This window comes from Paractinoplanes bogorensis (genome assembly GCF_018829635.1).
GTDB classification, from domain to species: Bacteria; Actinomycetota; Actinomycetes; order Mycobacteriales; family Micromonosporaceae; genus Actinoplanes; species Actinoplanes bogorensis.
Genome location: NZ_JAHKKG010000011.1, coordinates 89,920 through 116,583, shown reverse-complemented (window position 1 = coordinate 116,583; position 26,664 = coordinate 89,920). Strand labels below are relative to the sequence as shown.

Below are 26,664 nucleotides of genomic sequence, written 5' to 3'. Positions count from 1 at the left end.
AAAAACGGAAGAAGTGCCCGCCCTCCACGAGAGACGAGCACTTCTTCCGGACGATGGTCAGACCCTGAACGATCGTGGTCAGACCCTGAACGACCGTGGTCAGACGCTGAGCGTCCAACCGGTCAGGGTGCCGGTGTCGATGCGGGCCGTGTCCTGCACGCTCAGGGTCCACGTGCCGTTGGCGGTCTCGCTCGAGAGGTTGACCGGGTACGTCTGGTCGATGTTGTCGGTGCTGCCGCCGGCCCGGTTGTGCAGCACGTATGCGGTGCCGTCGGGGGCGATCAGGCTCACCACCAGGTCACCGATGTACGTGTGCTGGATGTGCACCTCGACCGTGCTCGCCGCGGACGGGGTGGCCGCGCACTCGGTCAGCGAAACCGTGCTGGTGACGGTGGTCAGGTCGGGGATCGGCACGGCCGTGGTGCTGGTGGCGGTGCAAGCCGCGACGCTGCCGACGGTGACGGTCAGCGCCTTGGACCGGGTGATCGACGGCGCGGTGGCGGTGATGGTGACCGGCGCGCTGGCCCGGCCCGCGTCGGCGGCCGCACTGATCGTGACCGTGGACGACCCGCCTGCGGTGACGGTGGCCGGCTCGAACGAGACGGTGACACCGGCCGGGGCGGCGCCCGCGGTCAGGGCGATCTCCTCGGCCTCACCGTTGACCAGGGCGGTCGTCACGGTGACGGTGGTCGACTCGCCGGGGCCGACCGAGGCGCCGGCCGCGGACAGGGTGAGCGAGAAGTTGTTGCCGTCGACGCATTCCTCGTCGTTGCCGGCCACGTTGACCGAGGTCCAGGCGGACTGCACGGCCTTGTACTCGGTGCCGCACAGGCCGTAGAGGTCGGTCGCCGCCGCGAGGCTGTAGGCGCGGGCGGTGTTGGCCGGCGTGGTGGTGTTGACGTAGCTGGTGTTCGACACGAAGTAGTTGTCGAGCGCCCGGAACCAGATCTTCTCGGCCTTCTCCTTGCCGATGCCGGCCACCGACTCGGCGTTGCCGCAGACCGGCGAGGTCCCGTACGGCGTCGCACCCGAACCCTCGGCCAGGTTGAAGAAGAAGTGGTTGGCCACGCCGGACGAGTAGTGCACGTCGACGCTGCGGGTGTTGGTGGCCCAGCAGCCGTGCGAGCGGCCGTCCAGGGTCGGGTTGTACATGTAGCGCAGCGGCGTGCCGTTGCCGTTGATGTCGATCTTCTCGCCGATATCGTAGTCACCGGCGTCGGCCGTGCTGTTCGCGTAGAACTCGACCATGCTGCCGAAGATGTCGCTGGTGGCCTCGTTCAGGCCGCCCGACTCGCCGGAGTAGGTCAGCCCGCCCGGCACCACGTTCTCGGTGACGCCGTGCGACATCTCGTGCCCGGCCACGTCCAGCGCGACCAGCGGCTTGGCGTTGCCGGTGCCGTCGCCGTAGGTCATCTGGGCGCCGTCCCAGAAGGCGTTCACGTACGCGCTGCCGTAGTGCACCCGCGACGGAACGCCCCGGCCGTCGCCGAAGATGCCGTTCCGGCCGTGCACCTCTTTGAAGTAGTCGAACGTGACCGCGGCGCCGAAGTGCGCGTCCACGGCGGCCGACTGCCGGTCGCTCGGGGCGCCGGTGCCCCACGTGTTGTCGTCGTCGGTGAACGTGGTGCAGGTGCCCGACGTGCGGTTGTTCATGTCGCACGTGGTGCCGTTGCCGCGGGTCGGGTCGACCAGGTTGTACGACTCCCCGGCCTGCGTCGACTCGATGGCGACCTGGCCCGAGTAGACGCTGTTGCCGGTACCGGCGATGTTCTCGATCTCGTCGTAGGAGCCGATCACCGTGCCGGTCAGCGCGTCCGAGATGACGTGGAACTTCGACGGCGTCTGCCCGTCGGGCTGCCAGCCGGTGAGCACCGTCTCGTAGGCGAGCTTGCCCGCGCCGCTGGTGGCGTCGACGAACAGCTCCGGCTTACCGGTCGCCGTGAGAGTGCCCTTGAACTGGCCCTTGGCCGTGGCGGTGGCCGAAGCGGCGGTGACCGTCGGCTTGACGCCCAGGCTGAGCGGCTTGGTCAGGCCGGCCGAGGCACCGGCGTATTTCCCGGCCTTCGTACGGATGACCAGGTCGCCGCCGGCCACGCGCAAACCGCCGTACGTGCGGGTGTAGCGGACGACGCCGTCCTTCTGGCTGTAGATCGAGTAGCGGTCCTGGGCCGACTTCTTGATCGCCGGTCCGGCCTGGTCGAGCAGCGACGAGCCGGGGGTGACCGGCGCCGCGGACGCGGATGTGGCCGTGACCACCAGGCCCCCACTGGCCAGGGCGATGGCGCCGGCCAGCGCGACAGCAAATCTCACGTGCTTCCTCCCCACGATCCAGGCATCCATGCCTGTCTATGTGAGGGATCCTCGCATTCCCGTCGAGACTATGGGGCGAAAACACTCGTAAAGATTAAGTTTCCATCTAGTTCGGTCGATGTCTAGCCATGCCAGACGGCTGCCGACGATCAGGCCCGCGGTCGTCAGGTCGACGACCTCCGACCGCGGGCCGATGATCACTCCGAGATGCCAGGCGATGCCGGTGATGCCGCCGGCGCCGAGAACGAGTGCGCTGTCCACGCGTTCATGCCTGGCACGCGGTCAGAGGACGATGCGCTGACCGGGGAAGATGCGGCTCGGGCTGTCCAGAACCGACTTGTTGAGCTGGTAGAGCTTCTTCCAGCCGCCCTTGACGTGGTGCTTGGCCGCGATCTTGGCCAGGGTGTCGCCGGAGCGGACGACATAGGTGCCCTTGGTGGCTTTTTTGGTGGCCGTCTTCTTGGCCGGAGCCACCCCGGCCTTCTTGCCGCACACGGGCCAGGCGCCGATGCCCTGCCCCTTCAACACCTTCTCGGCGATGGCGATCTGCTCGGCCTTCGTCGCCTTGTTGGCGGTGGAGGCATACTTCGTTCCCCCGTACGCCTTCCAGGTGCTCCGGCTGAACTGCAGTCCCCCGTAGTAGCCGTTGCCGGTGTTGATGCTCCAGTTGCCACCGGACTCGCACTTCGCGATGGCGTCCCAGTTCGTGCCGGCCGCCTGTGCCGGGGAGGCCGGGCCGAGCAGGCCGATCGCACCGGTGACACCGGCCGCGGTCAGGCCGAGCACTACTCGAGTCTTCGTTCCGATCCGTGCCATGAAAGCTACCTCCACGCCTGCGAGGTGAGCTGTCGGGTTCGGGCTGGGCTGCCCGGCCGCGCGATGCGGCTTCACCCCGAGACGCGCGCTCCGTTTCCGGGCAGCAACGCGCCGAGGAACATGTGGGTCCCCCGCTCCATGCCTTGGGTTCGTTTCCCTCACAGGCGGCGGCAAGGATTCGGCGTTCCGCCCGGGGTGCCCGCGACTGCGGGACTGGCCGACGGTAACCACGCGACGACCCGTACGGCCAACTTCCAAGGGCGGAAGGTGAGCTTGTTCTCACCGATGGTTAAAGCCTCAAGAAACCCCAAAACCCCTTTTCCCGTACGGGCCCAGGCGCGCTCATCGCACGACGGTGACCGGGCATTTCGCGTACGCGGCGACGTGCTGGCTGACCGACCCGAGCACCAGCCCGGCGAACCCGCCGTGCCCACGATGCCCGACCACCAGCAGGTCCTTGCCGGCCGACTCGTCGATCAGGATCTTGGCCGGACGGCCCTGGCGCACCTGAGCCCGGACCGGAACCGGCGGGTCCTCGCCGAGCTCCTCCTTGATCACCTGGAGCAGTTCCTCGCTGGTCGTCTGACTCGCATCGACCACCTCGCGTTCCGAGACGCTGGGCGCCCCCGACGGTGGCAGCACCGTGTGCTCCCACACGTTCAGCACCAACAGGTCGGCTCCATGGTCCGCCGCCTCGGCCGCGGCCCAGGTCAGGGCCTTACGACTGCCGGGAGAACCGTCCACACCGACCACGATCGTCGTCCATGTGCTCATACCTCATTAGAGGACCGTCTCCCCGTACGGGCAACGAGCGCGCCGGGATTCGGCAGTCAGATGCACGGATCGACATCTCTGGTTGCGAGCGTCCCGGGGCAGGTTTAGCGTCGAAACGGAGTGTGTGATCCATATCACGCACGGTAATAGCCCACGGTCGGAGGGGGCATCGCCCATGACCACTACGACGTCGGACACCGTCTCGACGGACTCCGGGGCAGCCGAACGCAAACCGTTGATGACGGGCTCGGCGCTGCTGATGATGAACCTCGGCTTCTTCGGGGTGCAGTTCAGCTTCGGCCTGACCCAGTCCGCGGTGAACCCGCTGTTCCTGCTGATCGGCGCCAGTCCCGAACAGTTGCCGATCCTGAACCTGGCCGGCCCGGTGACCGGCCTGCTCATCCAGCCCCTGATCGGGGCGATCAGCGACCGCACGTGGCACTCACGCTGGGGACGACGACGACCGTTCATCACGGTCGGTGCGCTGCTCTGCGCCGTCATCCTGTTCGCGTTCCCGTTCGTCGGGGTGCTGTGGCTCGGCGTGATCTGCTTCTGGCTGCTCGACGCGGGCAACAACACCTCGATGGAGCCGTACCGGGCCTTCATCTCGGACCGGCTGCCCAAATCCCAGCTGGCGCGCGGCTTCCTGACCCAGAGCATGTTCACCGGTGCGGGCGCCGTGCTGGCCAACGTGTCCCTGTTCGCGCTGCAGAAAGTGGACGCGCTGCAGACCGAGGCGGGCAACGGGGTCCCGTACTGGATGTTCGTCTGCTTCATGATCGGCACGTTCTGCATCCTGCTGACCGTGCTCACCGCCATGGCCCGGACGAAAGAGCTCAAGCCGTCGGACGAAGAGCTCGAGGAGATGGCCAACGCACCGCGAGGTATCGGTCCGGCCGTACGGGAAATCGCTGATGCCGTTCGTTCGATGCCGGTGGCCATGCACAAGATCGGGTTCGTCTTCGCCTTCCAGTGGTATGCGATGTTCATCTACTGGCAGTTCCTGGCGGTCAGCCTGGGCGAGACGGTCTTCGGCGCCAACCCCGAGCAGGGCGGCCCGGCCTGGGACAACGCGATCGCGTGGAGCGGCCTGGAGAACGGCGCCTACAACTTCGTGACGATGGTCTCGGCGCTGTTCCTGGTCGGTTTCGCCCAGCGGATCGGCGCCAAACGGGTGCACGCCATCGCCCTCGGACTGGCCGCGCTGGCCCTGGTCTGGCTGGCGCACATCGACAACCAGTACCTCGCGCTGGTGCCGATGATCGGTGTCGGCATCTTCTGGGCGAGCGCGGTCGGCGTGCCCTACCTGATGGTGGCGAGCATGGTGCCGGCCAAGCGCACCGGCGTCTACATGGGCATTCTCAACATGATGATCGTGGTGCCGATGCTGGTGCAGACGGTCACGTTCGGTTGGATCTACGAGCACTGGCTGGGCGGCAAGGGCAGCAACGCGATGATCCTGGCCGGTGTGCTGCTGGGCATCGGCGCGGTGGCCATGCTGTGGGTCAACCCGCCGGACGAGGCCGACGAGTCGCCGATCGTGCCGCTCGGGGGACGGCGGAGCATCACGGTGTACGACCGGGTGGTCGTGGGTTCGGACGGAACATCGACTTCCCTGTACGCCGTGGACCGCGCCGCCGAAGTGGCCCAGGCCGCCCAGGCGCGTCTGGTGGTCGTTACCGCCTATCGCGACGGCTCGGCTTCGGCTCCTCTTGCTGAGGGCGCTCACCGTGATCTTTTCGGAGTGGATGTCGCGCGGGAGGCTTTGGATAAATCGGTCACGGGGCTTACCCGGGAGCGGGCTCGCTATATCGAGCAGATCCTGGTGCGCGGGGATCCGGCTCAGGCGTTGCTGGACACGGTCGGCAACAACCCGGCGAACCTGATCGTCGTGGGTAACCGGGGGTTGGGCGCCGGCGAAGGGCAGTTGCTGGGGTCGGTGCCGGCTGGGGTCGTACGGAATGCGGTCTGTGACGTTCTTGTCGTGCAGACGTCGGCCCTCGACGAAGAGCGATTGTTCCGCGCCTCGGAACCGTCGTCCTCGCCCATTTCTCCTGCAGCTGAGCCTGCTGCTGGGCCTCCCGCTGCTGGGCCTCCGGCTCCTGGCTCCTCGGCTCCTGGCTCCTCGGCTCCTTTTCCTAGGACAGGCGAATCGGATTGATGATGTCGGCGGTGATGGTCAGCGCCATCACCGCCCCGCCGATCGCGATCAGGACGAGCGTGGCCGGGACAAGCCTGGTGAAGTCGACCGGGCCGCCGGCCGGACGGCCACGCAGGCGCCGGATCACGTCGCGGACGCGCTCGTACCAGACGACCGCGATGTGACCGCCGTCGAGCGGCAGTAGTGGCAGCGTGTTGAACACGGCCATGAACAGGTTGAGGCTCACCAGCAGCAACAGGAACGTGCCCCAGAGACCGCGCTCGACCGCCTCTCCCCCGAGACGGCTCGCGCCCACGACGCTGATCGGGGTCTCGGGGTCACGCTCCCCGCGGATCGCGTGGATGACCGCGGGGATCTTTTCGGGGAACTGTCTGAGCTGGCTGACCGTGCCGCCCAGGAGCTCGCCGGTGAATGTCATGGTGGCTCCGGCCGCCTCGACCGGGCCGTACTGCAGGTAGGCGGGCGCGGGCTGCGGTGCGGCGCCGATGCGGCCGGAGACGACATTCACGGTGATCGTCTGTCTCGTCTCGGCTCGCTTGATCACCATCGTGGTCGGCCCGTTCGACGCCCGGACCGCGGTCAGCACATCCACCCAGCGCGGGGTGGGGGTGCCGCCGATGCTCTCGATGCGGTCGCCTGGCTGGATTCCGGCGTCGGCGGCGGGGCAGACCGCGCCCACGCAGGGGGTCGCCGCGACCACCGGCTCGGTGACCGGGTGCAGGTTGGGCAGACCGAAGCTGACCGCCATCGCATAAAGGATCGCCACGGCCAGGAACACGTGGGTGATCGGACCGGCGAGCATCACCGTAGTGCGCTTCCAGGTCGGGTAGCGCCACATCGCCCGGGGTTCCTCGTCGCGGCTCAACTCGTCGAGGGCGGTCAGGCCGGCGATGTCGCAGAAGCCGCCGATCGGGAGGGCCTTCAGACCGTACTCGGTCTCGCCGCGCCGGAACGAGAACAGCGTCGGGCCGCGGCCCACGAAGAAGCGCCGCACCTTCATGCCGAAGGCCCGGGCCGCGATCATGTGGCCCGCCTCGTGGAGCGCGAGGGACAGGCAGATCGCGATGAGGAAGAGGAACGCACCGGCGAGCACGGGCCGATCGTACGCGCGAAAAAGTGTCGTACGGGTGCCCTATCTTCTCCGGCATGGTCAGCTACGCATATCTCGGATCGTCGGCCCTCGCGCCGGGCGACCTCACGCTGCAGACGTCGGGCGGTCCGGCCGCTCATCCGCGCTTCTTCACCGGGTTCCTGACCAGCCCGGCCGCCACCGCGTCGGGGCTGCTCGCGGTGGCCGAGGTGGCGCGCAGCCGCTATTTCCGCCCGCTCGATCCGGCCAGCCTCGACCCGGTGGTGACAGCTGGGTCCGACCGGCTGCGGTTCGAGTCGTTCTCGGGTTGCTGCGGCGTCTACGCCCGTCTCGACGTGCTGCCCACCGGCATCGACGGCGAGATCGTCGCCCACGGCACCACCAATGTCGACGTCAACGTCCCGCTGCAACGCGCTCTCTCGCGCGTCGGCCCGTCCGACCCGATGCATCTCGCGGTCGGCCCCGACGAGCTGGCCGTCACGACGTTCGACGGGCCGGTCGTCGAGCGCAAGGTGCCGCTGCCCAGCCGATGGCTGCGCGGTTTCGCCGAGGCTCAGGTGCTGACCTCGCGGTTCGACCCGCGGGCCGAGCTCGGCGTGGCCGAGGCGCGGGCGTTGCTGCAGCGGATGAATTCCGGCGACCGTTCGGTGCTGTGGGCGGTGCCGGCCGGCCGCACCCTGCGGTTGACCTCCCGTCCCGTCCCCGGCGCGATCTGCCTGCCCGGCGCGGGCCGTCTGACGGCATTCAAACCCTTTCTCCGGTACGCATCCACCCTGCGCGTCTACGGCCCACCGATCACGGCCGGCTCCGCACCGGTGTCCAGCACCTGGGAGCTGAGCAGTCCCGCCATGCGGCTGTCGCTGACCCTGTCGCCGGAGCCCTACCGCGGATTCTCGGGTGAGGGCGCGGTGCTCGAGGCTCTCGCCGCCGACGAGGCGGCCGACGACGCCGAGCTGATCAGCGCGCTCCTCTCCTGGGACCCGTCGATCGACATCGACACGCTGGCACTGCAATCGGGACTGGAGGCGGCCCGCGTCCGTGACGCTCTGACGCAACTCAGCACGGCCGGGCGGGTCGGCTTCGACGTGGCCGAGGCGGGCTACTTCCACCGCACCCTGCCCTACACGGTCGACGGCGTGGCCAAGATGAACCCGCGACTCGTGGCCGCCCGGGCCCTGGCCGAGGCGGGCGCGGTCGGCGCCGACGGTGTGGTCCGCAGTGGTGGAGAGGTCTATCACGTGCGCGACGGCGAATCCTGCACCTGCCCGTGGTGGGCCAAACATCGCGGCGAACGCGGGCCGTGCAAGCACGCGCTGGCCGTCCGTCTGGTGGCCGCCGGTTCCTCGCCGTCCTCGAATCAGGCGGTCGGCGCGTGAGCCGCATTCTCGCCGCGGTCGATTCCGGCGCGTCGGCCGTGACCGTCCTGCTCGAGTCGGCGACCGAAGAGGAACGGCTCGCCTTCGGCCGCGAGATCGAGGCCCGGCTCAAGGCGATGAAGCCCGAAGACTGGTGGCGTCCCAAGACCGATCCGAGCTCGGCGCTGGCCCTGGCGGCGCTCGGCAGCATGCCGTCCGCGGCCCGGGCGGCGGCCCTGCTGAGCCGGCGTGATCTGCGCGAGAAGTGGGGGCGGATGCCGCTCCCGCTCGCGCTGCGGGTGGTGCGTGCCCGGTCGGTGCCGTGGCTGGGCGATCTCGCCGGGCGGCTCGCGACCAGGCTCCGGCCCGACGAGGCGTGGCAGGGCGGCTGGTCGTTCGTGGCGGCGCTGCTCACCGAGTCGGGCGCGACCGTTTCGCCGACCGAGGGCGTCGTCGTCGGCTGGCTCGTCGACCTGCAGCAACAGAATCGACGTCCGTTCGCCGACCGCCTGCGCGAAAGCCCCTATCTCGACACGTTGCTGCCCGCGGTGTTCGAGATCGACGGGATCGGTGCGCACCTGGCCACGACGATGTGGGACCAGGTGGCCGGCCAGTGGACCGAGACGCCCGCTTTCCCCGCCGCGGTGGCCCAGCTCGTGGCCGAGGGCCGCCTGGAACGCAAGACGATCCTCGACGCCACGATCGACCGGCTGGTCCGCGGCGACCGGCCGGCCTGGCTGCGGCCGTTCGCCCTGCTGCACGACGAACTGGCACCGACCGTCGACGAGATGGCCGCGCACACCCTGGACTACGCGCAGCTGCTGCCCGACGCGCCGTCGGCCATCGCGGGGATCGCCCAGCGGTCGCTCCGCGAGGTCGATGCCGCGGGGCGGCTCGAGCTCGACACTCTGCTCACGGCCAGCCGGCCGACGTTGGTGCGCAAGGAGAAGACGCTCGTCAAGGCTCAGCTGTCCTGGCTCGACCGGGTGGCGCGGCGCGATCCGTCCCGCGAGGTGCTCGAGACCGTGGCGGCGGCGTTCGACCATCCGGTGCTGGAGATCCAGGAGCGGGCGCTGACGCTCATCGCGAAGCGGGGCGCCGGGTCTGACCTGTCATGGCTGACCGACACGGCCGCGAATCTCGGCGGCGATCTGCCGGGACGCGCTCGGCAACTCGCCGGGTCGTCTGGCTCTTCATCTTTGTCCACGCCCGCCCCGGGCCCTTTGCCGGCATCGCCGTTGCCTTCGCCGCCCTTGGCCGCTCTGTCCGCGCCGCCTCCGGTCGCGGCTCTGCCCGCGGCGATCGGCAGCGCGTCCGAGCTGGCCGAAGAGGTCGTCGCGCTGCTGCACCAAGAGACGTCGTTGCGATGGGAGCGGGTGCTGGCCGGGGTCGTGTCGCTGCGCTCGACCGGCGACCTGTCACCGGTGCGGCACGTGGTCGACCGCTACACCGACTCGTTCGCCGATCAGCGCTGGCGACCCCGGCTCCACGCGCTCGGATCGGCCCTGCGGACCATCCTCGGCGATCCCGTCCCCGGCGAGCAGGGCAACAGCCCCTGGCAGCGGCTCGTCGACACCGTCCGGGCCCGGCTGCGCGGTGACGACACCACCCACCGGCCGCCGCTCGGCTCCCCCGAGACCCTGCTGACGCTGCGCGTCGTCGAACTCTCGACATTGTCGCGAACGGTGCCGGTGACCACGCTGATGGCGACCCCGACCCACGTCAACGGCAACCTCGATGCGGCCGTGCTGGCCGACCGGCTGCGGCAGGCCGAAGCCGAGGGGTGGCAGCCGTGGCCGCTCGACCTCGAGCAGGCGCTGCTCCGCCTGCCCCGCGGCACCAGCCCAGCGGTGGCCGAGGGGCTGAGTTCACCGGCGGGCCGCCGGTTCGCCGAGTGGCTCACCCGGGGCGGCCTGCCCGATCCCGTTAGCAGCCGGTTCAAGCAGCTGGCGGGCCAGTCCCGCGCCTACTACTCCGGAGGGCCACCGGCGGTCGCCCGCGTCGTGGTCAACGTCGCCCCGGCCACCCCCGGCCTGCTGTCCGTCGAAGACGACCTGGTCACCCGCAGAAACAGGGTGTCGGTGACCTCCTACGGCGAACCGGTCGCGATCTACCCCGACGTGCTCGCGGCGACGCTCCCCCACCATCGCGAGGTGATCGCGGCGTGGGCCCTCCCCGAGCTGGCGGCCCTGGCCGACCAGGACGAACGCGGCCACGGCACGCTGCTGCCGACGCTGGCCGAGAACGAGGGCCCGTTCGGTCCGGCGATGTCACTGGCCCTGGCCTACGTGTCGGCCGCCCGCCACGAGCCCGACCGGGTCACGGCCGTCGATGCGTTCCTCACCCTGGCCGCCCGCCCCGCATCAGCGGCCGCGACCAGCGCATCGCTCACGCCAGCTGTCCGGCCCGCTACCGTCACCGCCACCCACGACTCGCTCGCGACATCGGCGCCGACACCCGTCGAGCAGTCAACGACAGAAGCCGCCGGCACATCGCTCACGGCCCTCGCTACGACCGCTCAGCCATCAGCGTCCGATGCGCCCGCGTCTCACGAATCACGCGAGTCGTTCGGCGCCTCGATCGGGCGTGACCTGGGTGAACTGGGCGCGGCCGGCATGGTCAAGCTGAACCGGGTCGCGTTGTCGCTCGGCGACGCTCATCGGGCCGGAGCCTCAGCGGCGGTATGGGACGTCCTGTCCACAGCGCTACCGTCGCTGTTGCCGACGGCGCCACGCGGACTGCCCGACCTGCTCGAGCTGGCCTGCCTGGTGGCGGCGGCGACGGGCACGCGCGGCGAGCTCCCGGGGCTGGCCGAGGTGGCCGAGCGAAAGGGAAACAGCCGTCTGCTGAAGGAGGCCCGCCGACTGCGTACGGTTCTGGCCGGGTAGCCCACCGCGATCCCGTCAGGCGCGCCAGCGTGCGGTCCCAGTTGGACAGCCCCGCCACGCCCCGACCCTGCCATGTGCGGGACGCGCCCGGGCGCGGTTCCGGCTGGACAAGCCCGCCCACGCCCCGATCCCGCCACGCGCGGCACCCGGTCGAGGGCCTGGCCAAGGGCGCCGTCCTGGGCCGGCATGCGGTTCCAGCTGGACAAGCACGCTGCGCCCTGATCCCGCGACGCGCGGCACGGGCCGGCGTGCGATTCCGGCTGGACAGCCCGCCGCGCCCCGACGCGGCCAAATGCGGGACACGCCCGCGTGCGACCCCGGCTGGACACGCCCGCCCACACCCGATCCCGCCACGCGCGGCACGGGCCCGCGTGCGATTCCAACTGGACAGCCCACCGCGCCCGACCCGGCCAACTGCGAGACACGTCCGCGTGCAATCCCGGCTGGACACGCCCGCCCACACCCCGACCCCGCCACGCACGGCACGGGCCCGCGTGCGATTCCAGCTGGACAAGCCCGCCGCGCCCTGATCCCGCCGCGCGCGGCACGGACCAGCGTGCGACTCCAGCTGGACAAGCCCGCCGCGCCCTGATCCGGCCACGCGCGGCACGGGCCAGCGTGCGACTCCAGCTGGACAAGCCCGCCGCGCCCTGATCCGGCCACGCGCGGCACCGGCCGGCGTACGACTCCAGCTGGACAAGCCCGCCGCGCCCCGACCCGGCCAGATGCGGGACACGCCCGCGTGCGATCCCGGCTGGACAAGCCCGCCCACACCCCGACCCCGCCACCCGCGGCACGGACCCTCGTGCGACACCAGCTGGACCACCCCCGGCACGCCCCGACCCGCCACGTGCGGCATGCGCCCGCGTGCGGTTCCGGCTGGGGTGTGCGGCCGCGTCTCATTCCTGCAGCTGCGGTCCAGCTCGAGCGAACCGGCCCGCTCCGTCCAGCTGGACCTGACACGACGGACCGCCACGCCCATTCCATGACCGCGAATTCGACACAACCAAGGCCACGCCCACGCGAATATGCACGAGCCCGAGAGGACGGGGGCGTCGTGTGCGGCCATGTGTCTCTACCGGATCCGCCGACGCCGACTGGGGACGGGGTATGACCTACCGCAGCGCCTCCGTTGGACCGCGACTGACGGTAGCCGACTCTCGGCCGCCGGGTCCGGCGTCGTCCTCCGCGGTCTTCCCGGGACGCGACCTAACTCGAGCGGTGACCGCCTTGGAGGACGCCGCGCTGCGATCGGCTGGTGCGGGCGCCGTCACCGCAGCGTCCGCCGAGGACCAGCTAGATCAAAACATCAACCAGGGGACGCTGTCCGTCTCGGTGGTGGGAGATCGGCCCCCTCCCGGACTTTTACTGCGTGCGGTTTACGTCAAGAGCTATCACCGGAGGCGGAGGTGATGCTCGTCGTGGGAAGGGCAGGCGTCCGCTTTCGGGTCGTGGAATGGCTGGGGTCAGGTCAAGGGCTGGCACTGTGGGGTGTCCGCAGTGGGTGCGTTCCGTAGCCACCGTGCGGGGGTCCGTGCGGACTCACCGTCTACTGCCGAAGAGGCGATCCGGCGGTCGAGCGTGCGGGGGCCGAGCGGACTCACCGTCTACTGCCCAAGAGGCGATCCGGCGGTCAAGCGCGCGGCGGCCCATACGGACTCACCGCTTACTGCCGAAGAGACGATCCGGCGGTCGAGCGCGCGAGGGCCCATGCAGACCCACCGCCTACAGCTGAACAGGCGATCCGGCGGTCGAACGTGCGGCGGCCCATGCCGACACGCCGTTTATTGCTGCTGTTGGCCTGGCTTCGTGTGTGGGGTCAGCGGCCGGCCGGGATGTGCCACAGGACTGTTCGGGCCTCGCGATCGGCTTTGCGGCGTACGGAAAGAAGCCACATGATGCCGACGATCGAGACCAGGATCAGGCCGCCCCAGGAGAGGGCGGTGAACAGGTGTGTCTGGGCGTCGGTGGGCTCGGGCTCGTAGCCGCGCTGGAGCAGGGAGAACTGGTAGCGGGTGCCGGTCAGCACCAAGGTCAGCACCAGGGCGATACTGTGCCAACTGTCCCACAATGCGTGCAGCAGCGCCACGCCCAGGTAGGCCCACAGCAGACGCCAGGTGACGGCGAAATGGTGGCGGCCGCTGGCCGAGAACAGGACGCCGCCCAGGATTGCGGTCCACAGGCCGTGGCCTACGGGGGCGAGCAGGCCGCGCAGCAGTTCGGTCTGCACCAGCTGCATCAGGGAGAGGCCCTGTTCGGTGAAGAGGGCGGTGAACGCATACCCGGCCGACTCGAACGCGGCGAACCCGAACCCGACCGAGGCGCCGAGGATCAGGCCGTCGAAGGCGTACTTGTGTTGCAGCCGCCGGGTCAGGAAGGCCAGCACGGCCAGCTTGGCCGCCTCCTCGATCAGGCCGACGCCGACGAACAGGCCGGGCGACGGGTGCAGCAGGTAGGTCTCGAGCAGCGACGCGGCCAGCACCCCGAGCACGCCACCGGTGATGAACGTGGTGAACAGCAGTTCCGCGGTCACCTCGCCGCTGTGCCGGTGGCCGAACGCCCACACCACGAACGACACCGGCACCAGGAAACTGCCGAGCAGCACCAGGGTCGGGATCAGGTTGGGGTTGCCGGTGACGAACGTGACCACGACCGTGAGGATCCACAGCCCGAGCCCGGTCAGAAACAGCCGCAACCACGGCCGGCCGCGTGACGGTGCTTGCTGGGTGGTGACCATGTGCGCCCTCCCGGGAAATCGACAGCCGACGACGCGAGAACTTACAACGCCGGACGGTTCCGGGTCACGGGCATAGGTTGGCGTCATGGAATACACACGACTGGGGAGTTCGGGCCTCAAGGTCAGCCGCGTTGCTCTGGGGTGCATGAGTTTCGGGGAAGCGGAACGCGGCAGCAATCAGTGGACGCTCGACGACGCGGCTGCCGAGCCGGTCTTCCGGCAGGCCGTGGAGTCGGGGATCACCTTCTGGGACACGGCCAACACCTACAGCGACGGCACCTCGGAGGAGGTGGTCGGGCGGGCCATCCGCAAGTACACCGATCGCGACTCGATCGTGCTCGCGACCAAGGTGTTCTTCCCGATGGGGGACGGTCCGGGCGGCCGTGGACTGTCGCGCCGGGCGATTCTCGAGCAGGTCGACAACTCGCTGGCGCGGCTCGGGACCGACTATGTCGACCTCTATCAGATTCACCGGTTCGACCCGGAAACGCCGGTTGAGGAGACGATGGAGGCGCTGCATGACCTCGTACGGGCGGGAAAGGTCCGTTATCTCGGGGCGTCCTCGATGTGGGCCTGGCAGTTCGCCAAGCTGCAGCACGCCGCCGACCTCGGGGGCTGGACCCGGTTCGTGTCGATGCAGAACCAGTACAGCCTGTTGCAGCGGGAGGAGGAGCGGGAGATGTTCGGCCTGCTCGCCGATCAGGGGGTCGGGTCGCTGCCGTGGAGTCCGCTGGCCAAGGGCTGGCTGGCCCGGCCGTGGGACGCGGCGGCCACGCAGCGCGCCAAGTCCGACCCGCTGACCGCCCGCTACGAGGGCGAGGAGAACCGGCCGATCGTCGACGCGGTGCGCCGGGTGGCCGAGGCCCGGGGCGTTCCGATGGCGCAGGTCGCGCTGGCCTGGGTGCTGCACAACCCGGAGGTCGACGCGCCGATCGTCGGGCCGACCAAGTCGCATCACCTGGCCGACGCGGTGGCGGCGGTCGACCTCGAGCTCACCGACGACGAGGTGACCGCGCTCGAGGAGAACTACACCGCGCGTCAGCCGTCCGGTTACAAATAGCCGGGTGCTCGCCCCGTCCGTCAGGCATGAAGTGTCCGGACGGGGCGGCATTCACCGGTGACCTCATCGATGATCGGCCGTTTCACCTAGGAGACGCCGCCTGAAGGGGGTTCCGCCCGTGGGACTGTTCGATTCCGGGCCCGCGCTCGAGGATGTGGTCGGGGCGAAGCTCGTCAACACCGATGAGCGTTCCCGCAGGGAGCTCGCCCGCGCGCAGCTGCCGATCCTGCGCGAGCTTCGCGACGAGGAGTTGCTGCTGGTCATCGCCGTGGACCGCGACACCGGGGTGATCGTGGTGACCAACGAGAGGCTTTTCACCGTACGGCGGGGAAAGCTCGACAGACGCATCGAGCGCAACCGGATACGCGAGGCCAAGCTCGGTCAGCTGCCCCGGGGTGGGTTCGTGGCGATCATCGCGGGGCCGGAGCTGCGGGTGGCCTTCGCCACGCTCGACGAGGCCGATCTCTTCGTGCAGACGATCGACCTGGCGATGGTCAACTCGCGGGTGGTGCGGCGCAACATCCCGGTCCTGATGCCCGACCTGTACGAGGAGATCCTCCGCACCTCGGGCCGGCCGGTCGAGTCGCGCCTGGTCATCGCGGTCGCGCGGGCCGCCGCCGAGATGATCGCCGCGCACGCGCGGACATTCTTCACCACGATCGGCGACCAGGGGGCGGCCGACCGGTTCGGCCGGGACTTCGGCGACCGGCGCGGCGTGACCACGGCCGACGACATGATCGACTGGCTGTGGGACTGGGATCCCCGGTGCCACCAGCCGCTGCGCCGGGCGGTCGGCATCATGCGCATCCGTCTCATTGACACACATCACTAGCTGGACCGACGATGGGAGCGCTCCCAATCGATCGAACTCTGCGGAGAGTCCAGTGAAGATCGCCCGCCTGCTCGCGAGCACCGTCCTGCTCGCGGCCGTCGCCGCCGCCCCCACCCCCGCCATAGCCGCCCCCGCCGACGTGCGCGTCGACGTGGACACCCGCGCCGGGCTCGCCACCGTCGGCGACGTCGCGCTCGGTGTCAACCACGCCATCTGGGACTCCCAGCTCGGCACCCCGGAAGTGTCCGGCCTGCTCAAGGACGCCGGCGTCTCGATGGTCCGCTATCCGGGCGGCTCGTACGCCGACATCTACCACTGGCGCGACCACACCGCGCCCGGCGGCTACGTCGCGCCCGACACCGACTTCGACACGTTCATGGCCGGGGCCCGCCGCACCGGCGCGCAGCCGATGATCATCGCCAACTACGGCACCGGGACGGCCCAGGAGGCGGCCGACTGGGTCCGCTACGCCAACGTCACCAAGGGGTACGGCGCCAAGTACTGGACCATCGGCAACGAGAACTACGGAAACGGGCACTACGGATCGGCGTGGGAGGCCGACGAGCACGCCGACAAGAGCCCGAAGGAATATGCGGCCACGGTCACGGCGTACGCGCAAGCCATGAAAGCCGTTGATCCGACGATCAAGATCGGTGCCGTGCTGACCATGCCCGGCAACTGGCCGGACGGCATTGTGGGCACCGGTGACCAGGGCAGCTGGAACCAGGAGGTGCTGACCCGGGCCGGCTCGGTGATCGACTTCGTCGACGTGCACTGGTATCCGGGCGGCTCGTCGGCGGCCGACACGCTGACCAAGAACGGTCACATCCAGGACGCGGCTTTCCTGCTGCGGCGACAGATCGACACGTACGCGGGAACGAACGCCGGCCGCATCACGATCAGCATGACCGAGACCAACGTCGACATCGGGCGCAACACCCAGCCCGGCGCGCTGTTCCTGGCCGACGTCTACAGCGGGCTGCTCGCGCAGGGCGTGTTCACCGTGCACTGGTGGAACGTCCACAACGGCATCGGCACGGTCTCCGAGGTGGCCGGGCAGACCGACTACCAGGACTTCGGGCTGCTCTCGAGCGGCAACTGCAACGCCTCTGTTTGCCAACCGCCGCTCAACACGCCGTTCGCGCCCTACTATGCGCTGTCGATGATGGGCGACTTCGCCCGTCCGGGTGACCGTTTCATCGGCACCGGCACCGACAACGCGCTGGTCAGCACGCACGCCGTCCGCCGGGCCAACGGTGACCTGGCCGTCCTGCTGATCAACAAGGACCCGGACGCCGCCCGCACAGTGGCCCTGAACTACCACGGCTTCACACCCGCGGCCGGTACGCCGACGGTCGCCACCTTCACGAACGGCGCCCACGCGGTGTCTTCGGCGTCGACCGGCTCGGCGTCGGCGCAGACCCTGCCGCCCTACTCGATCTCGCTGCTCACCCTGCACTCGGCGAACCCGGCGGCCGCGCCCGCTGCTCCCGGCCGCCTGACCTCGACCACCACCGACCGCACCGCGACGATCTCGTGGCCGGCGGGCGCGGCCGGGCTCAAGTACGAGGTCTACCGCCAGAACAACGGTGTCGCCGAACAACTCGGAGAGACAACGTCAACTTCCTTCACCGTACGCAACCTGGAGCCGGGCCGCCGTTACACAGTGAACGTGGTAGCGCGTGACGGCAGCGGCCGCGCGTCAGCCGCATCGCTCCCCCTCACGTTCGTGACCGGCACGCCCGCCGACGCCCCGTGCACGGTGAAGTTCCGCGACACCAACGACTGGGGCAACGGCTACGTCGGCGCGATCGACATCACCAACAAGACGGCTTCGCCCATAACGGGTTGGACGCTGACCTTCGCCTGGCCCACCACCTGGCAGAGCCTGGGCAGCGGTTGGAACGCCGTCTGGACCGCCGACGGCCGAACCGTCCGCGTCACCGGCGACTCACCCTTGGCCCCAGGCGCAACAACAAACGTCGGTTTCGTCGGCAACTACAGCGGCCCGAACGTGCTGCCCGAGGCGTTCACGCTGAACGGCAACGTCTGCAAGAGCGAATAACCAACCCCGTTTCCCTGTACGGGTGAGCCACTCGTCCGTACAGGGAAACGGCCCGTCTTCGACGTACGGCTCCTGCATGGTGGTGACCTCGTCGTCGGTCCGTTCGATGTAGCGGGCGGCGACGGCCTCGCCCAGGTGGCAGGGCTTGGTCGCGCCGACGATCGGGGCCATGCTGACGTCCCGACTCCGGGCGACCCGCTGGACGGCGTTGATGGTGGGCTCGTCATACGGTGAGTCGAAGGCCTGCACGACCTTGTCGCTGCGCGCCGCCATGTGCTCCGGCCCCACGACCGACCGGCCAGGTTCAGTCCTCGGTCAGCAGCTCGCCGACCCGCTTGAGCACCGCTTGCCACTGGGCCGGCTGAAGGTTGTCGCGCACCTGATTGGCCAACTCGGTAGCGACGAACTCGACGATCTGAGCCGAAAGCGTGCCCCGAACCGTCGCGGGCGCCGCGGCCGATACAGGAGCGGCGACCGGAACAGACGGCGTGACCGCAACAGGCGCGGCCGGAACAGACGCGGCCGGAGCAGACGGCGCGACCGGAACAAGCGGCGTGACCGGAACAGACGGTGCGCCCGAAACCGACGACGTCGCCGAGACGAGCGGTGCGGCCGGAACAGACGGCATGACCGGAACAAGCGGCGTGACCGGAACAAGCGGTGCGGCCGAGACCGACGGCGTCGCCGGGACGGGCGGTGCGGCCGCGGGCGGAATCGCCGTCATGGCCGGGGGCGGGGCCAGGGTAGGGGTCGGAGCCGCGGGCGAGGGTTCGGTCTCGGCCGGCGCCATCGGCGTGGTCGGGATCGGTGATGCGACGGGACTCGTCGTGCTGGTCAGCGCCGTCATCGCTGCGGGGGTCGAGACGGCGTCCGGAGCTGTCACCACGACAATCGACGGCATTTGCCGCACCGGCACCGAAGCGGCGGCAGGCGTCGATGATTCGGCGTCTGCGGGCGAGAAATCATCAGCGACGGCGGCTGCGGATGACCCGACCGGCGAGTCGACCGTCGTCACCGAGCTGATGAAGACGGGTTCAGACGTCGCGGCCTCAGTGGGCCGTCCGGCCACCGCGTCAACCGACGGCTCGGTGGCCGGAGCCGAGGTGACAGACGCGGGAGGCGAAGTCACGACCTCGACAGATGACTGCTGGGGCGCCGGAGTCGACGACTCGGCCGCGGCGGCCGGCGGCATCGGAGTGAACGCGGACGCCGGGGATTCCGAGAGCGGGTCAGGCAGCTCGGGATCAGAAGTCACGACCTCCGCAGCCGGGCTCACCATGGCGGACGCTGGGACAGAGGGAGGAACAAGCCCGGCCGGCACGGGACTCGAAATCACGACTCCGGCCGACAGCCGACGGCCGGGCGCGAACGTCGAGCGCTCATCCGATGACGCCGCAGCGACGCCAGCCGGCGGAACGGAGTCAGCAGCTGACGTCAGGGGCGCGGCCGACGACCCCACCCCGGGACCAGACGCCACGGATACAGGCGAGGGGCTGCCGAACACCGCAGCAGACGAACCGGATTCAGAGGCCGACACCACGAACTCGATAGACGAACCGCCGTCGCCGCCTGACGTCAGGGGCACGACCGATGAGACCGCCGACGCGCCGGACGACGAGCCAGAATCAACAGTCGACTCCGCCGACGACCCCGCATCAGAACCCGACGTCGCGAGCCCAGCCGACAGAACACCACCACGAACAGACGTCGCCGGCACCACCGACGAAGCCGACGGCGCGGCAGCAGACGAACCAGCCTCGCGAGCCGACGACCCCACGCCGCGAGTCGATGGCTCAGGCCCGGCGTGTGAGCCCGCAGACGTGACAAGGTCTGAGGCCGGCGTCGCGAGCCCGGCCGCCGAAGCCGGGTCGAGAGCGGACGAAGCCGACGGCGCGGCAGCAGACAAACCAGCCCCGCGAACCGACGACCCCACACCGCGAGCCGATGCCTCAGGCCCGGCGTGTGAGCCCGCGGACCTGACGGAGTCTGAGGCCGGCGAAGCCGGGTCGAGAGCCGACGAAGCCGACGGCGCGGCAGCAGACAAACCAGCCCCGCGAACCGACGACCCCACACCGCGAGCCGATGGCTCAGGCCCGGCGTGTGAGCCCGCAGACGTGACAAGGTCTGAGGCCGGCGTCGCGAGCCCGGCCGGCGAAGCCGGGTCGAGAGCCGACGAAGCCGGGTCGAGAGCCGACGAAGCCGCCGGCGCGGCAGCAGACGAACCGGCCCCGCGAGTCGACGACCCCACGCCGCGAGCTGATGGCTCAGGCCCGGTGTGTGAGCCCGCGGACCTGGCGGAGTCTGAGGTCGGCGAAGCCGGGTCGAGAGTGGACGAAGCCGGCTCACGATCCGACGCGGCGGGCTCGACCGCTGAGGGAAGGGGTGTGACGGGCCCATCGGCCGGGACGGCGGTGCTGCCTGATGGTGGGAGCTGTTCGAGCGGCGCGACGCGTGGGGTGGGGACCTGGGCGGTGCCGATGGCGGGCAGCGGCTCGATCACGAAAGAAGGCGGCTCGGCCGTGGGCAGGGGGCCGACCACGTGCAGGTAGCGCGTCGTTCGGGTCAGGGCCACGTAGAGCAGGCGGTGGCCGCGCTCGTCCTCGGCGATGATGTCGCGTGGCTCGACCACGACGGTGGCGTCGAACTCGAGGCCCTTGGCCTCCTGGGGGCTCACCAGGTTGACGCCCTGGCCGAGTTCGTTGCGGGAAGCGGCCCGCCAGGCCACGTCGCGCAGGGTCAGCTCGGCCTCGACGGCCCAGCGGTGGACGGCGGGGCAGATGATGGCGACCGAGCGGCCGTGGGAGGCGTGGGCCATGGCGGCCTCGACGGCGGCGCCGGCGCGGCTGTCGTCGTCGGGGTGGCGGAACACCGGGTCGGCCGGGCCGTCGCGGACCACCTGCGGGGCGGTGACGTCGGGCGCCGCGAAGGGCAGCAGCTGGGCCGCGATCTCGAAGACCTGGCGGGGCACGCGGTAGCCGTAGCGCAGCTCCTCGATGCGCTGCGGCAGCTGGGCCGGCAGGTGCGCGAGCACGTCGTCCCAGTCGTCGCGGGCCCACAGGCCGGTCGACTGGGCGATGTCGCCGACCACGGTCATCGAGCCGGTCGCCGAGCGCATCGCGATCGAGCGCAGCTGCATAGGCGAGAGGTCTTGCGCCTCGTCGACGACGATGTGGCGGTAGCGCTCGTCGAGGCCGTTGATCAGCGTGTCGAGGTAGTCGAGCAGGGGCAGGTCGGCGTCGCTCCACACCTCGTCGGCGATGCGGTCGGCGGGGCGGCGGTGCAGCAGCGTGATGTCGCGGTCGGTCATCGTCTCGCCGGCCGCGGCCAGCAGCCGGCCGCGCGAGCCGAACAGCTCGCGCAGGAACGACGGCGCCCGGAAGGACGGCCACAGCCGTTCGATGAGCTGGTCGAGGCCGGTGCGGACGCCGAGCCGGCGCTCGCGGGCACGTTCGGTGGCCGTGTTGACCATCAGGCTGCGGAAGATCTGCCGCTGCTGGGCGAACGTGCCGGGGGTCTGGCGGCTGCGGGCGACGAACTCGTTGATCTCGTCGGCGGTGAACACCACCGGGCGGCCGTCGACCTGCGCCTCGATCGGGCGCTGGTCGGGCGCGACGCCGACCCGGTCGTAGAGCGCGCGGCGGAGCAGGCCGGCCATCCGCCCGTCGCCCTTGAGCCGCACGACCTCGACGTCTTCGAGCCGGCCGCGACGGACGGCCGGGTGGAACTGGCCGATGTCGCGCTGGGCCACGCTGGTGTCGCCCAGGCTGGGCAGCACCGTGCGGGTGTAGCGGGTGAACGTCGGGTTGGGGCCGACGATCAGCACGTCTTGCGGGGCGAGGGCGTCGCGGAAGTTGTAGAGCAGCCAGGACACCCGGTGCAGGGCCACCGCCGTCTTGCCGGTGCCGGGGCCGCCCTGGATGATCAGCATCTCGTCGAGCGGGGCGCGGATGAGGTCGAACTGCGCGGCCTGGATCGTCCGGACGATGTCGTGCATCTGGCCCGTGCGGTCGCGGTTGAGGTCTTCGAGCAGGGCGTCGTCGGGGCCCTCGAGCTCGGCCACCGCGGCGGCGAGCTGGCGGAACACGACATCCTCGTACGAGGAAATGGTGTTGCCGTTGGTCTCGAAGCTGCGCTTCATCACGAGGCCGGCCGCGTCGGCGTGCGTCGCCGTGTAATAGCGGGCGGCGGCGGGCGCCTGCCAGTTGACGACCAGCACCTCGGAGTCGTCGTCGAAGATCGTCTGGTAGCCGACGTAGAGGGTCTCGCCCTCGTCGTCGTCCATCCGCCCGACCGCGACGGCGTCGTCGGGCTCGCCGATGCGGGCCAGCCGGGCCTCGGCGTCTTTGCGCAGCCGGACGGCGGCACCGGCGTTGGCCGCGGCGGCGGGCGCGTCGAGCAGCCCGCGCCGCATCCGCTCACGGTGGTCCGACACGTGGTCGAAGTATTTCTGCTCGGCCGCCAGAATCTCCGACAACGGATCCCCCCATCGCTCCGCAACACCATGCGTGATGCTCGAACGTCCAGCCATCGGGCATTCGCACGATCAACAACTGACCGTGTCGTAAGCCAAGCAGAGGGGTACGACAGAAAACCGGCAGGATCAGTCGCCGCTGGCGCCCCAGAAATAGATCTCGGCGGGTTTACCGTCGGCGTCGTGGAGCACGGCGCAACGACCGCTCCACCGCTCGTACGCCGCCTCCTGCAGCCGCTCGACGTGTGCACGCGTCAACGTGGAAGAGCCGGCGATCGAAAGAGCCTCGGCGTCGGTGAGCGGCGTGACCACGCCGGGACCAGCGGTGGTCGAGAGCCGGCTCATGTCGACGATCGAGTGCGTGCCCGACTCCTGCACATCCTCGGACGACCAGAGCTCGTCCATGGTGCGCGGCCGGTCCGGAAAATCGGCGGCCGTCTTGCCGAAGTCGTAGTGCACCGCCCAGAAATAGTCACCGTCGTCGAAGACCTTGGTCCGCAGGCTGGTGAACGCGGCGGCGAGGTCAGGCTGATAGGGGACGTAGTAGTCCCATCCGGAGGCACCCACGGCGGGCAGCCTAGTGCCGGGGTACGACAAAGACGGCGGCAAGGGCGACAATGGACGTCAGGAGGTGGACATGGACACCTACGGCAACCGGCATGAGGACGCGATGGTCGTCCTGAGCGCGACCCGCGGCGTCATCACCAGGGGCTGGGTGCAGCACTCCTGGTACCTCACGGAGACGAAGTCCGGCCCGCGCCGCTTTCCGCAACGGTTCTTCCCGGCCCGGCTCGACCGCAGCCAGGTGGTGGCGGCGTGCCTGGTCGGCGGGGTGATGCAGGGCGCGTGGCAGGTGAGCCCGAAGCCCGAGTACGCCTGTCCCGCCATCGACGCGCTCTGGCGCACCCTGTTCGACGCGAGCACGGCGGGTGGCGCCGATCCGGTCGGCCCGCCGGTCCCGCCGATCGTCCGGGCGGCCCGGGTCCGCGACCTGACCACCTGGAACGACCGGCCGTACCGGACCGCGGACGACGTCGTACGCCTGCTCGACCTGGCCACGGCCCGGGTCACCTCACAGAGGACGAGCGGGCCGGTCCCCCAGCGGCACCTCACCCCGGTCGTACAGCGCTGACTCCCGGTCGCGTGCGGCCCGGGCCGAGGCCGGATCACCGAGCTTCCCGTACGCGTCGGCCAGCTCGGCTTCGACCCGGGCCTCCAGCGTGATCGAGCCGTACGACCGGATCGGCACCAGCGCCCGGTGCAGCGCGGTGATCCGCGCGCCGTGCCGCCCCAGCGACGCCTCGAGTGCCGCGATCGACAGTCCCACCCGGCCTTCGAGACCCGCGTCGGCACCGTCGTGGGCGAGCGCCTCGGCCCGTTCCAGCCGGTTCCGGGCCGGCCCCGCGTCCGATCCGGCCCGGGCCAGGTCGCCCAGCCCGTGCAGCGCGTACGCGTGAGCGAGTCCACTCTCCGGCGGCGACAACCCGAGCACCTCGTCGAACGCCGCACCCGCGCCGGCCAGGTCACCCGCGGCCAGGCGAGCCTGACCGAGCCAGTACAGCGCGGGCGCGAGCACCCGGGCCTGGCCCTGCTCGCGGGCCAGCCGGACGGCCTCGCGCAGCACCGTGACGGCTGGCCCGGCGTCGCCGCGGTCGAGGTGGGCGTGCCCGATGAACCGCAAGGTCAGCTGGCTCCCGACCTGGTCGCCGCTGCGCCGGTGGTGCTCGAGGGCCTCGGCGAACAGGGCCAGCGGGCGGGCGATCTCCCCGTTGCGCCGGAGCGCGTTGGCCAGGGTGCGCCGGGCCACCGCGAGCACGTGCTGCTCCCCCGTCTCGGCCAGCAGCCGCACCGCCCGTTCCAGCTCGGGCACGCCGGACACCCCGGTCCGGCCGCTGGCGACCAGCGGCGGCATGCCGAGCATGGTCAGGACGACGCCCTCGCCGCGTCTGTCCCCGGACGCGCGGCAGGCCGCCAGCGCGATCTCATGGGTCGACCGCCAGTCGTCGAAGTAGCCGCCGAGGGCGTAGAACTCGTGGGCCGAGACGGCGAGGTCCCAGCACACCTCGGTGTGGCCGAGCGCCGCCGACTGACCGATGGTGGCGCGGATGGTGCGGCGTTCCCGTTCGAACCAGGCGTACGGGTCGGTGGCCGCCGCCGCCAGTTCGGCCGCCGGCACCTCGACGTCGGGCACGCCGCTGTGCGCCACGTCGAAGTCCTCGTCGTAGAAGGCGGTGTGCGCGTGCCGGACCAGCGTCAGCAGGGCACGGCCGACCCGCCCCGCGACGTCGGGTGTGCTGTCGGCCCGTCCGCGGGCGTATTCCCGGGTCAGCTCGTGGAAGGTGTAACGCCCCGGGCCCGCGGCCGGCTCGACCAGGCCGATCGCCGCCAGCTGGGCCAGGGCGTCACCGGCGGCCGGACCCGGCTCGTCCAGCACGGCGGCCGCCGTCCATTCGGCGAAGGTGGTCATGGCGAGTCCGCCGAGACCGGCGAACAACCGGCGGCCGCGGGGGTCGAGCGGGGCGAGTCCGGCACCGATCGTGCGGGCCACGCTTTCTTCCCCGTACGCAAAACCGGCCGTCCCCTGCTCGACGAGGCGCCGCTGAAGTTCGCCGGTGGTCCGGTGGAACCCCTCGACCCGCAGGAACGCGGCCGTGCGCAGGGCCAGCGGCAACCCGTCGCACATCCGGACCACGGCCGTGACCGCGTCCCGCTCGCCGGACAGATCGACGCTGCCGGCCGACACGATCCGGCGGAACAGCGCCTCGGCGGTCTCGTCGTCGAGTTTGGTCAGCGGCGCGACGTGGTGGGCCGGCGCGTCCAGGTCGGGCAGCCGGCGGCGGGCGGTGACCAGCACGACGCTGGGACCGTCGCCGGGCAGCAGGTCGCGCACCTGGGCGCCGTCCCGTGCGTCGTCGAGGAGGATGAGCATCCGGCGGTTCGCGACGACGGACCGGAACAGAGCCGCCCGCTCCGGCCGGGTCGCCGGCACGGCCGGCACCCGCAGGGCGCGCAGGAACTCGGCGAGCACCTCGGCCGGATCGGCGGGCCGGTCGCTCATGCCCCGCAGACCGGCCCAGAGCTGGCCGTCCGGAAAGGACTCGAGCACGTCGTGGGCGGAGCGCAGGGCCAGCGCGGTCTTGCCGACCCCGCCCGGACCGGCGATCGTCACCACCGGCCGCCGTGACTCGCGGAGCAGGCGGGTCACCTCGGCGCGCTGATCGGACCGGCCGACGTAGTAGGGCGGCGGGGCGGGCAGCTGGCGGGGCTGGGGCATCGGCTCGGTCACCTTGCCCGCGCCGCCGGTCCGCGTCACCTGCTCGTCGTCGCGCAGGGCCACCGCGTACGCGAAATGCCGCAACTCCGGATCGGGGCTGGCCGTGCCCTCCTCGTACCGTTCGTAGACGGCGACCGCCTCTTCGGCGTGGCCGTCCCAGTAGAGCGCGCGCATCAGCAGGCGGCACAGCTGCGGGTCGTCCGGGTACTCGGCGACGAAGCCGGCCAGTTGCTCGGCCGCCCAGGCGAGCTCGCCGCGCGCGATGACCAGCGGGAACAGCGACTCGGCGCACCTCCGGCGACGGCGGCGCAGGGCCTCGATGTCGCCCTGGAACGCCATCAGGGGTACGTCGGCCAGCGGCGACCCGCCCCGCCAGAGGTCGAGCGCCGCCCGGAGGCAGACGACCTCCTCGTCGGTGTCCGCGAGCCGGTGGGCCACCTCGGCCCGCTCGACGAACCGCCCGAAGACCGAGGCGTCGAGGTCGTCCGGGGCGGTCGTCACGGCGTACCCGGAACCGGGGTGGGTCTTGATCTTGATCGGAGGGCCGGCCGCGCGGAGAGCCGACACCGCCTTGTGCAGCTGAGCCGGGTCGACGTCGGGGTCGCCCCAGGCCGACTCGAGCAGCTCGGTGGTGGAGACCAGGCGGCCGGGCCGCAGCAGCAGGGTGGCCAGCACGGCCCGGGCCCGGCCGCCGGGCAGCGCGATCGGTTCGCCCGCGACGTCGCGGACCTCGAGATCACCCAGAATCCGGTACCGCATGGCCCGCCCTCATCCTCGGGGACACCCGCTTATTGTCATTCTGACGCAATCAGGTGCGTGATCACAACCGGC

16 protein-coding genes and 1 riboswitch are annotated in these 26,664 nt (G+C 70.6%); of the genes, 7 read left to right on the top strand and 9 right to left on the bottom strand.

Annotation, left to right across the window (positions count from 1 at the left end; genetic code table 11):
- Window positions 1-99: 99 nt before the first annotated feature.
- The 4 genes from KOI35_RS32575 to KOI35_RS32560 all read right to left on the bottom strand — a co-directional run bounded on the left by KOI35_RS32575 (window position 100) and on the right by KOI35_RS32560 (window position 3,900).
- Complete coding sequence (locus KOI35_RS32575) at window positions 100-2,310, bottom strand: M4 family metallopeptidase (RefSeq protein WP_308121247.1); 2,211 nt, start codon at window positions 2,308-2,310, stop codon at window positions 100-102.
- 36 nt (window positions 2,311-2,346) lie between these two features.
- On the bottom strand, window positions 2,347-2,571 hold the full coding sequence (locus KOI35_RS32570; RefSeq protein ID WP_215792525.1) for a hypothetical protein: 225 nt from the start codon (window positions 2,569-2,571) through the stop codon (window positions 2,347-2,349).
- Window positions 2,572-2,592: 21 nt separating this feature from the next.
- Complete coding sequence (locus KOI35_RS32565; RefSeq protein ID WP_215792524.1) at window positions 2,593-3,126, bottom strand: LysM peptidoglycan-binding domain-containing protein; 534 nt, start codon at window positions 3,124-3,126, stop codon at window positions 2,593-2,595.
- Window positions 3,127-3,306: riboswitch (cyclic di-AMP (ydaO/yuaA leader) on the bottom strand. It abuts the gene before it with no gap.
- A 162-nt stretch (window positions 3,307-3,468) separates the two neighbouring features.
- Complete coding sequence (locus tag KOI35_RS32560) at window positions 3,469-3,900, bottom strand: universal stress protein (protein WP_215792523.1); 432 nt, start codon at window positions 3,898-3,900, stop codon at window positions 3,469-3,471.
- A 175-nt stretch (window positions 3,901-4,075) separates the two neighbouring features.
- Between KOI35_RS32560 and KOI35_RS32555 the strand changes: the two genes are divergently transcribed.
- The gene (locus KOI35_RS32555; RefSeq protein WP_215792522.1) at window positions 4,076-6,061 is read left to right on the top strand and encodes an MFS transporter; all 1,986 of its coding nucleotides are present in this window, start codon (window positions 4,076-4,078) and stop codon (window positions 6,059-6,061) included.
- On the opposite strand, the gene KOI35_RS32550 is transcribed toward KOI35_RS32555, so the two are convergent.
- Window positions 6,039-7,154 (bottom strand): M50 family metallopeptidase, encoded by a 1,116-nt coding sequence (locus tag KOI35_RS32550; RefSeq protein WP_215792521.1) that lies wholly within the window; start codon window positions 7,152-7,154, stop codon window positions 6,039-6,041. The two genes, KOI35_RS32555 and KOI35_RS32550, sit on opposite strands and share 23 nt — an antisense overlap.
- 53 nt (window positions 7,155-7,207) lie before the next feature.
- Here KOI35_RS32550 and KOI35_RS32545 point away from each other — a divergent pair, with 53 nt between their 5' ends.
- Window positions 7,208-8,527, top strand: coding sequence for a DprA-like winged helix domain-containing protein (locus KOI35_RS32545; RefSeq protein WP_215792520.1), 1,320 nt, complete (start codon window positions 7,208-7,210; stop codon window positions 8,525-8,527).
- Window positions 8,524-11,394, top strand: coding sequence for a DUF6493 family protein (locus KOI35_RS32540; RefSeq protein WP_215792519.1), 2,871 nt, complete (start codon window positions 8,524-8,526; stop codon window positions 11,392-11,394). Before KOI35_RS32545 ends, KOI35_RS32540 begins: the two co-directional genes overlap by 4 nt.
- Before the next feature lie 1,819 nt (window positions 11,395-13,213).
- On the opposite strand, the gene KOI35_RS32535 is transcribed toward KOI35_RS32540, so the two are convergent.
- Window positions 13,214-14,131, bottom strand: coding sequence for a PrsW family intramembrane metalloprotease (locus KOI35_RS32535; RefSeq protein ID WP_215792518.1), 918 nt, complete (start codon window positions 14,129-14,131; stop codon window positions 13,214-13,216).
- 85 nt (window positions 14,132-14,216) lie between these two features.
- Here KOI35_RS32535 and KOI35_RS32530 point away from each other — a divergent pair, with 85 nt between their 5' ends.
- From KOI35_RS32530 to KOI35_RS32520, 3 genes are all read left to right on the top strand, one after another.
- Complete coding sequence (locus tag KOI35_RS32530) at window positions 14,217-15,191, top strand: aldo/keto reductase (protein ID WP_215792517.1); 975 nt, start codon at window positions 14,217-14,219, stop codon at window positions 15,189-15,191.
- Window positions 15,192-15,309: 118 nt separating this feature from the next.
- Window positions 15,310-16,023 (top strand): hypothetical protein, encoded by a 714-nt coding sequence (locus KOI35_RS32525; RefSeq protein WP_215792516.1) that lies wholly within the window; start codon window positions 15,310-15,312, stop codon window positions 16,021-16,023.
- A gap of 52 nt (window positions 16,024-16,075) precedes the next feature.
- On the top strand, window positions 16,076-18,088 hold the full coding sequence (locus KOI35_RS32520; RefSeq protein WP_308121246.1) for a cellulose binding domain-containing protein: 2,013 nt from the start codon (window positions 16,076-16,078) through the stop codon (window positions 18,086-18,088).
- 304 nt (window positions 18,089-18,392) lie between these two features.
- Here KOI35_RS32520 and KOI35_RS32515 read toward each other — a convergent pair whose 3' ends face one another.
- Window positions 18,393-22,562: a HelD family protein gene (locus KOI35_RS32515; RefSeq protein WP_215792515.1), complete on the bottom strand. Its 4,170-nt coding sequence runs from the start codon at window positions 22,560-22,562 to the stop codon at window positions 18,393-18,395.
- A gap of 126 nt (window positions 22,563-22,688) precedes the next feature.
- Window positions 22,689-23,126, bottom strand: a complete 438-nt coding sequence (locus KOI35_RS32510) for a hypothetical protein (protein ID WP_215792514.1) — start codon at window positions 23,124-23,126, stop codon at window positions 22,689-22,691.
- Window positions 23,127-23,196: 70 nt separating this feature from the next.
- Between KOI35_RS32510 and KOI35_RS32505 the strand changes: the two genes are divergently transcribed.
- The gene (locus KOI35_RS32505; RefSeq protein WP_215792513.1) at window positions 23,197-23,691 is read left to right on the top strand and encodes a DUF6197 family protein; all 495 of its coding nucleotides are present in this window, start codon (window positions 23,197-23,199) and stop codon (window positions 23,689-23,691) included.
- On the opposite strand, the gene KOI35_RS32500 is transcribed toward KOI35_RS32505, so the two are convergent.
- The gene (locus tag KOI35_RS32500) at window positions 23,632-26,592 is read right to left on the bottom strand and encodes an ATP-binding protein (RefSeq protein WP_215792512.1); all 2,961 of its coding nucleotides are present in this window, start codon (window positions 26,590-26,592) and stop codon (window positions 23,632-23,634) included. The genes KOI35_RS32505 and KOI35_RS32500 overlap by 60 nt on opposite strands.
- Window positions 26,593-26,664 lie beyond the last annotated feature (72 nt).

Bases quoted from the DNA above. Each gene is read 5' to 3' on its own strand.
- KOI35_RS32565 (WP_215792524.1), bottom strand. From the start codon at position 3,126: ATGGCACGGATCGGAACGAAGACTCGAGTAGTGCTCGGCCTGACCGCG.
- KOI35_RS32560 (WP_215792523.1), bottom strand. From the start codon at position 3,900: ATGAGCACATGGACGACGATCGTGGTCGGTGTGGACGGTTCTCCCGGC.
- KOI35_RS32555 (WP_215792522.1), top strand. From the start codon at position 4,076: ATGACCACTACGACGTCGGACACCGTCTCGACGGACTCCGGGGCAGCC.
- KOI35_RS32545 (WP_215792520.1), top strand. From the start codon at position 7,208: ATGGTCAGCTACGCATATCTCGGATCGTCGGCCCTCGCGCCGGGCGAC.
- KOI35_RS32535 (WP_215792518.1), bottom strand. From the start codon at position 14,131: ATGGTCACCACCCAGCAAGCACCGTCACGCGGCCGGCCGTGGTTGCGG.
- KOI35_RS32530 (WP_215792517.1), top strand. From the start codon at position 14,217: ATGGAATACACACGACTGGGGAGTTCGGGCCTCAAGGTCAGCCGCGTT.
- KOI35_RS32505 (WP_215792513.1), top strand. From the start codon at position 23,197: ATGGACACCTACGGCAACCGGCATGAGGACGCGATGGTCGTCCTGAGC.
- KOI35_RS32500 (WP_215792512.1), bottom strand. From the start codon at position 26,592: ATGCGGTACCGGATTCTGGGTGATCTCGAGGTCCGCGACGTCGCGGGC.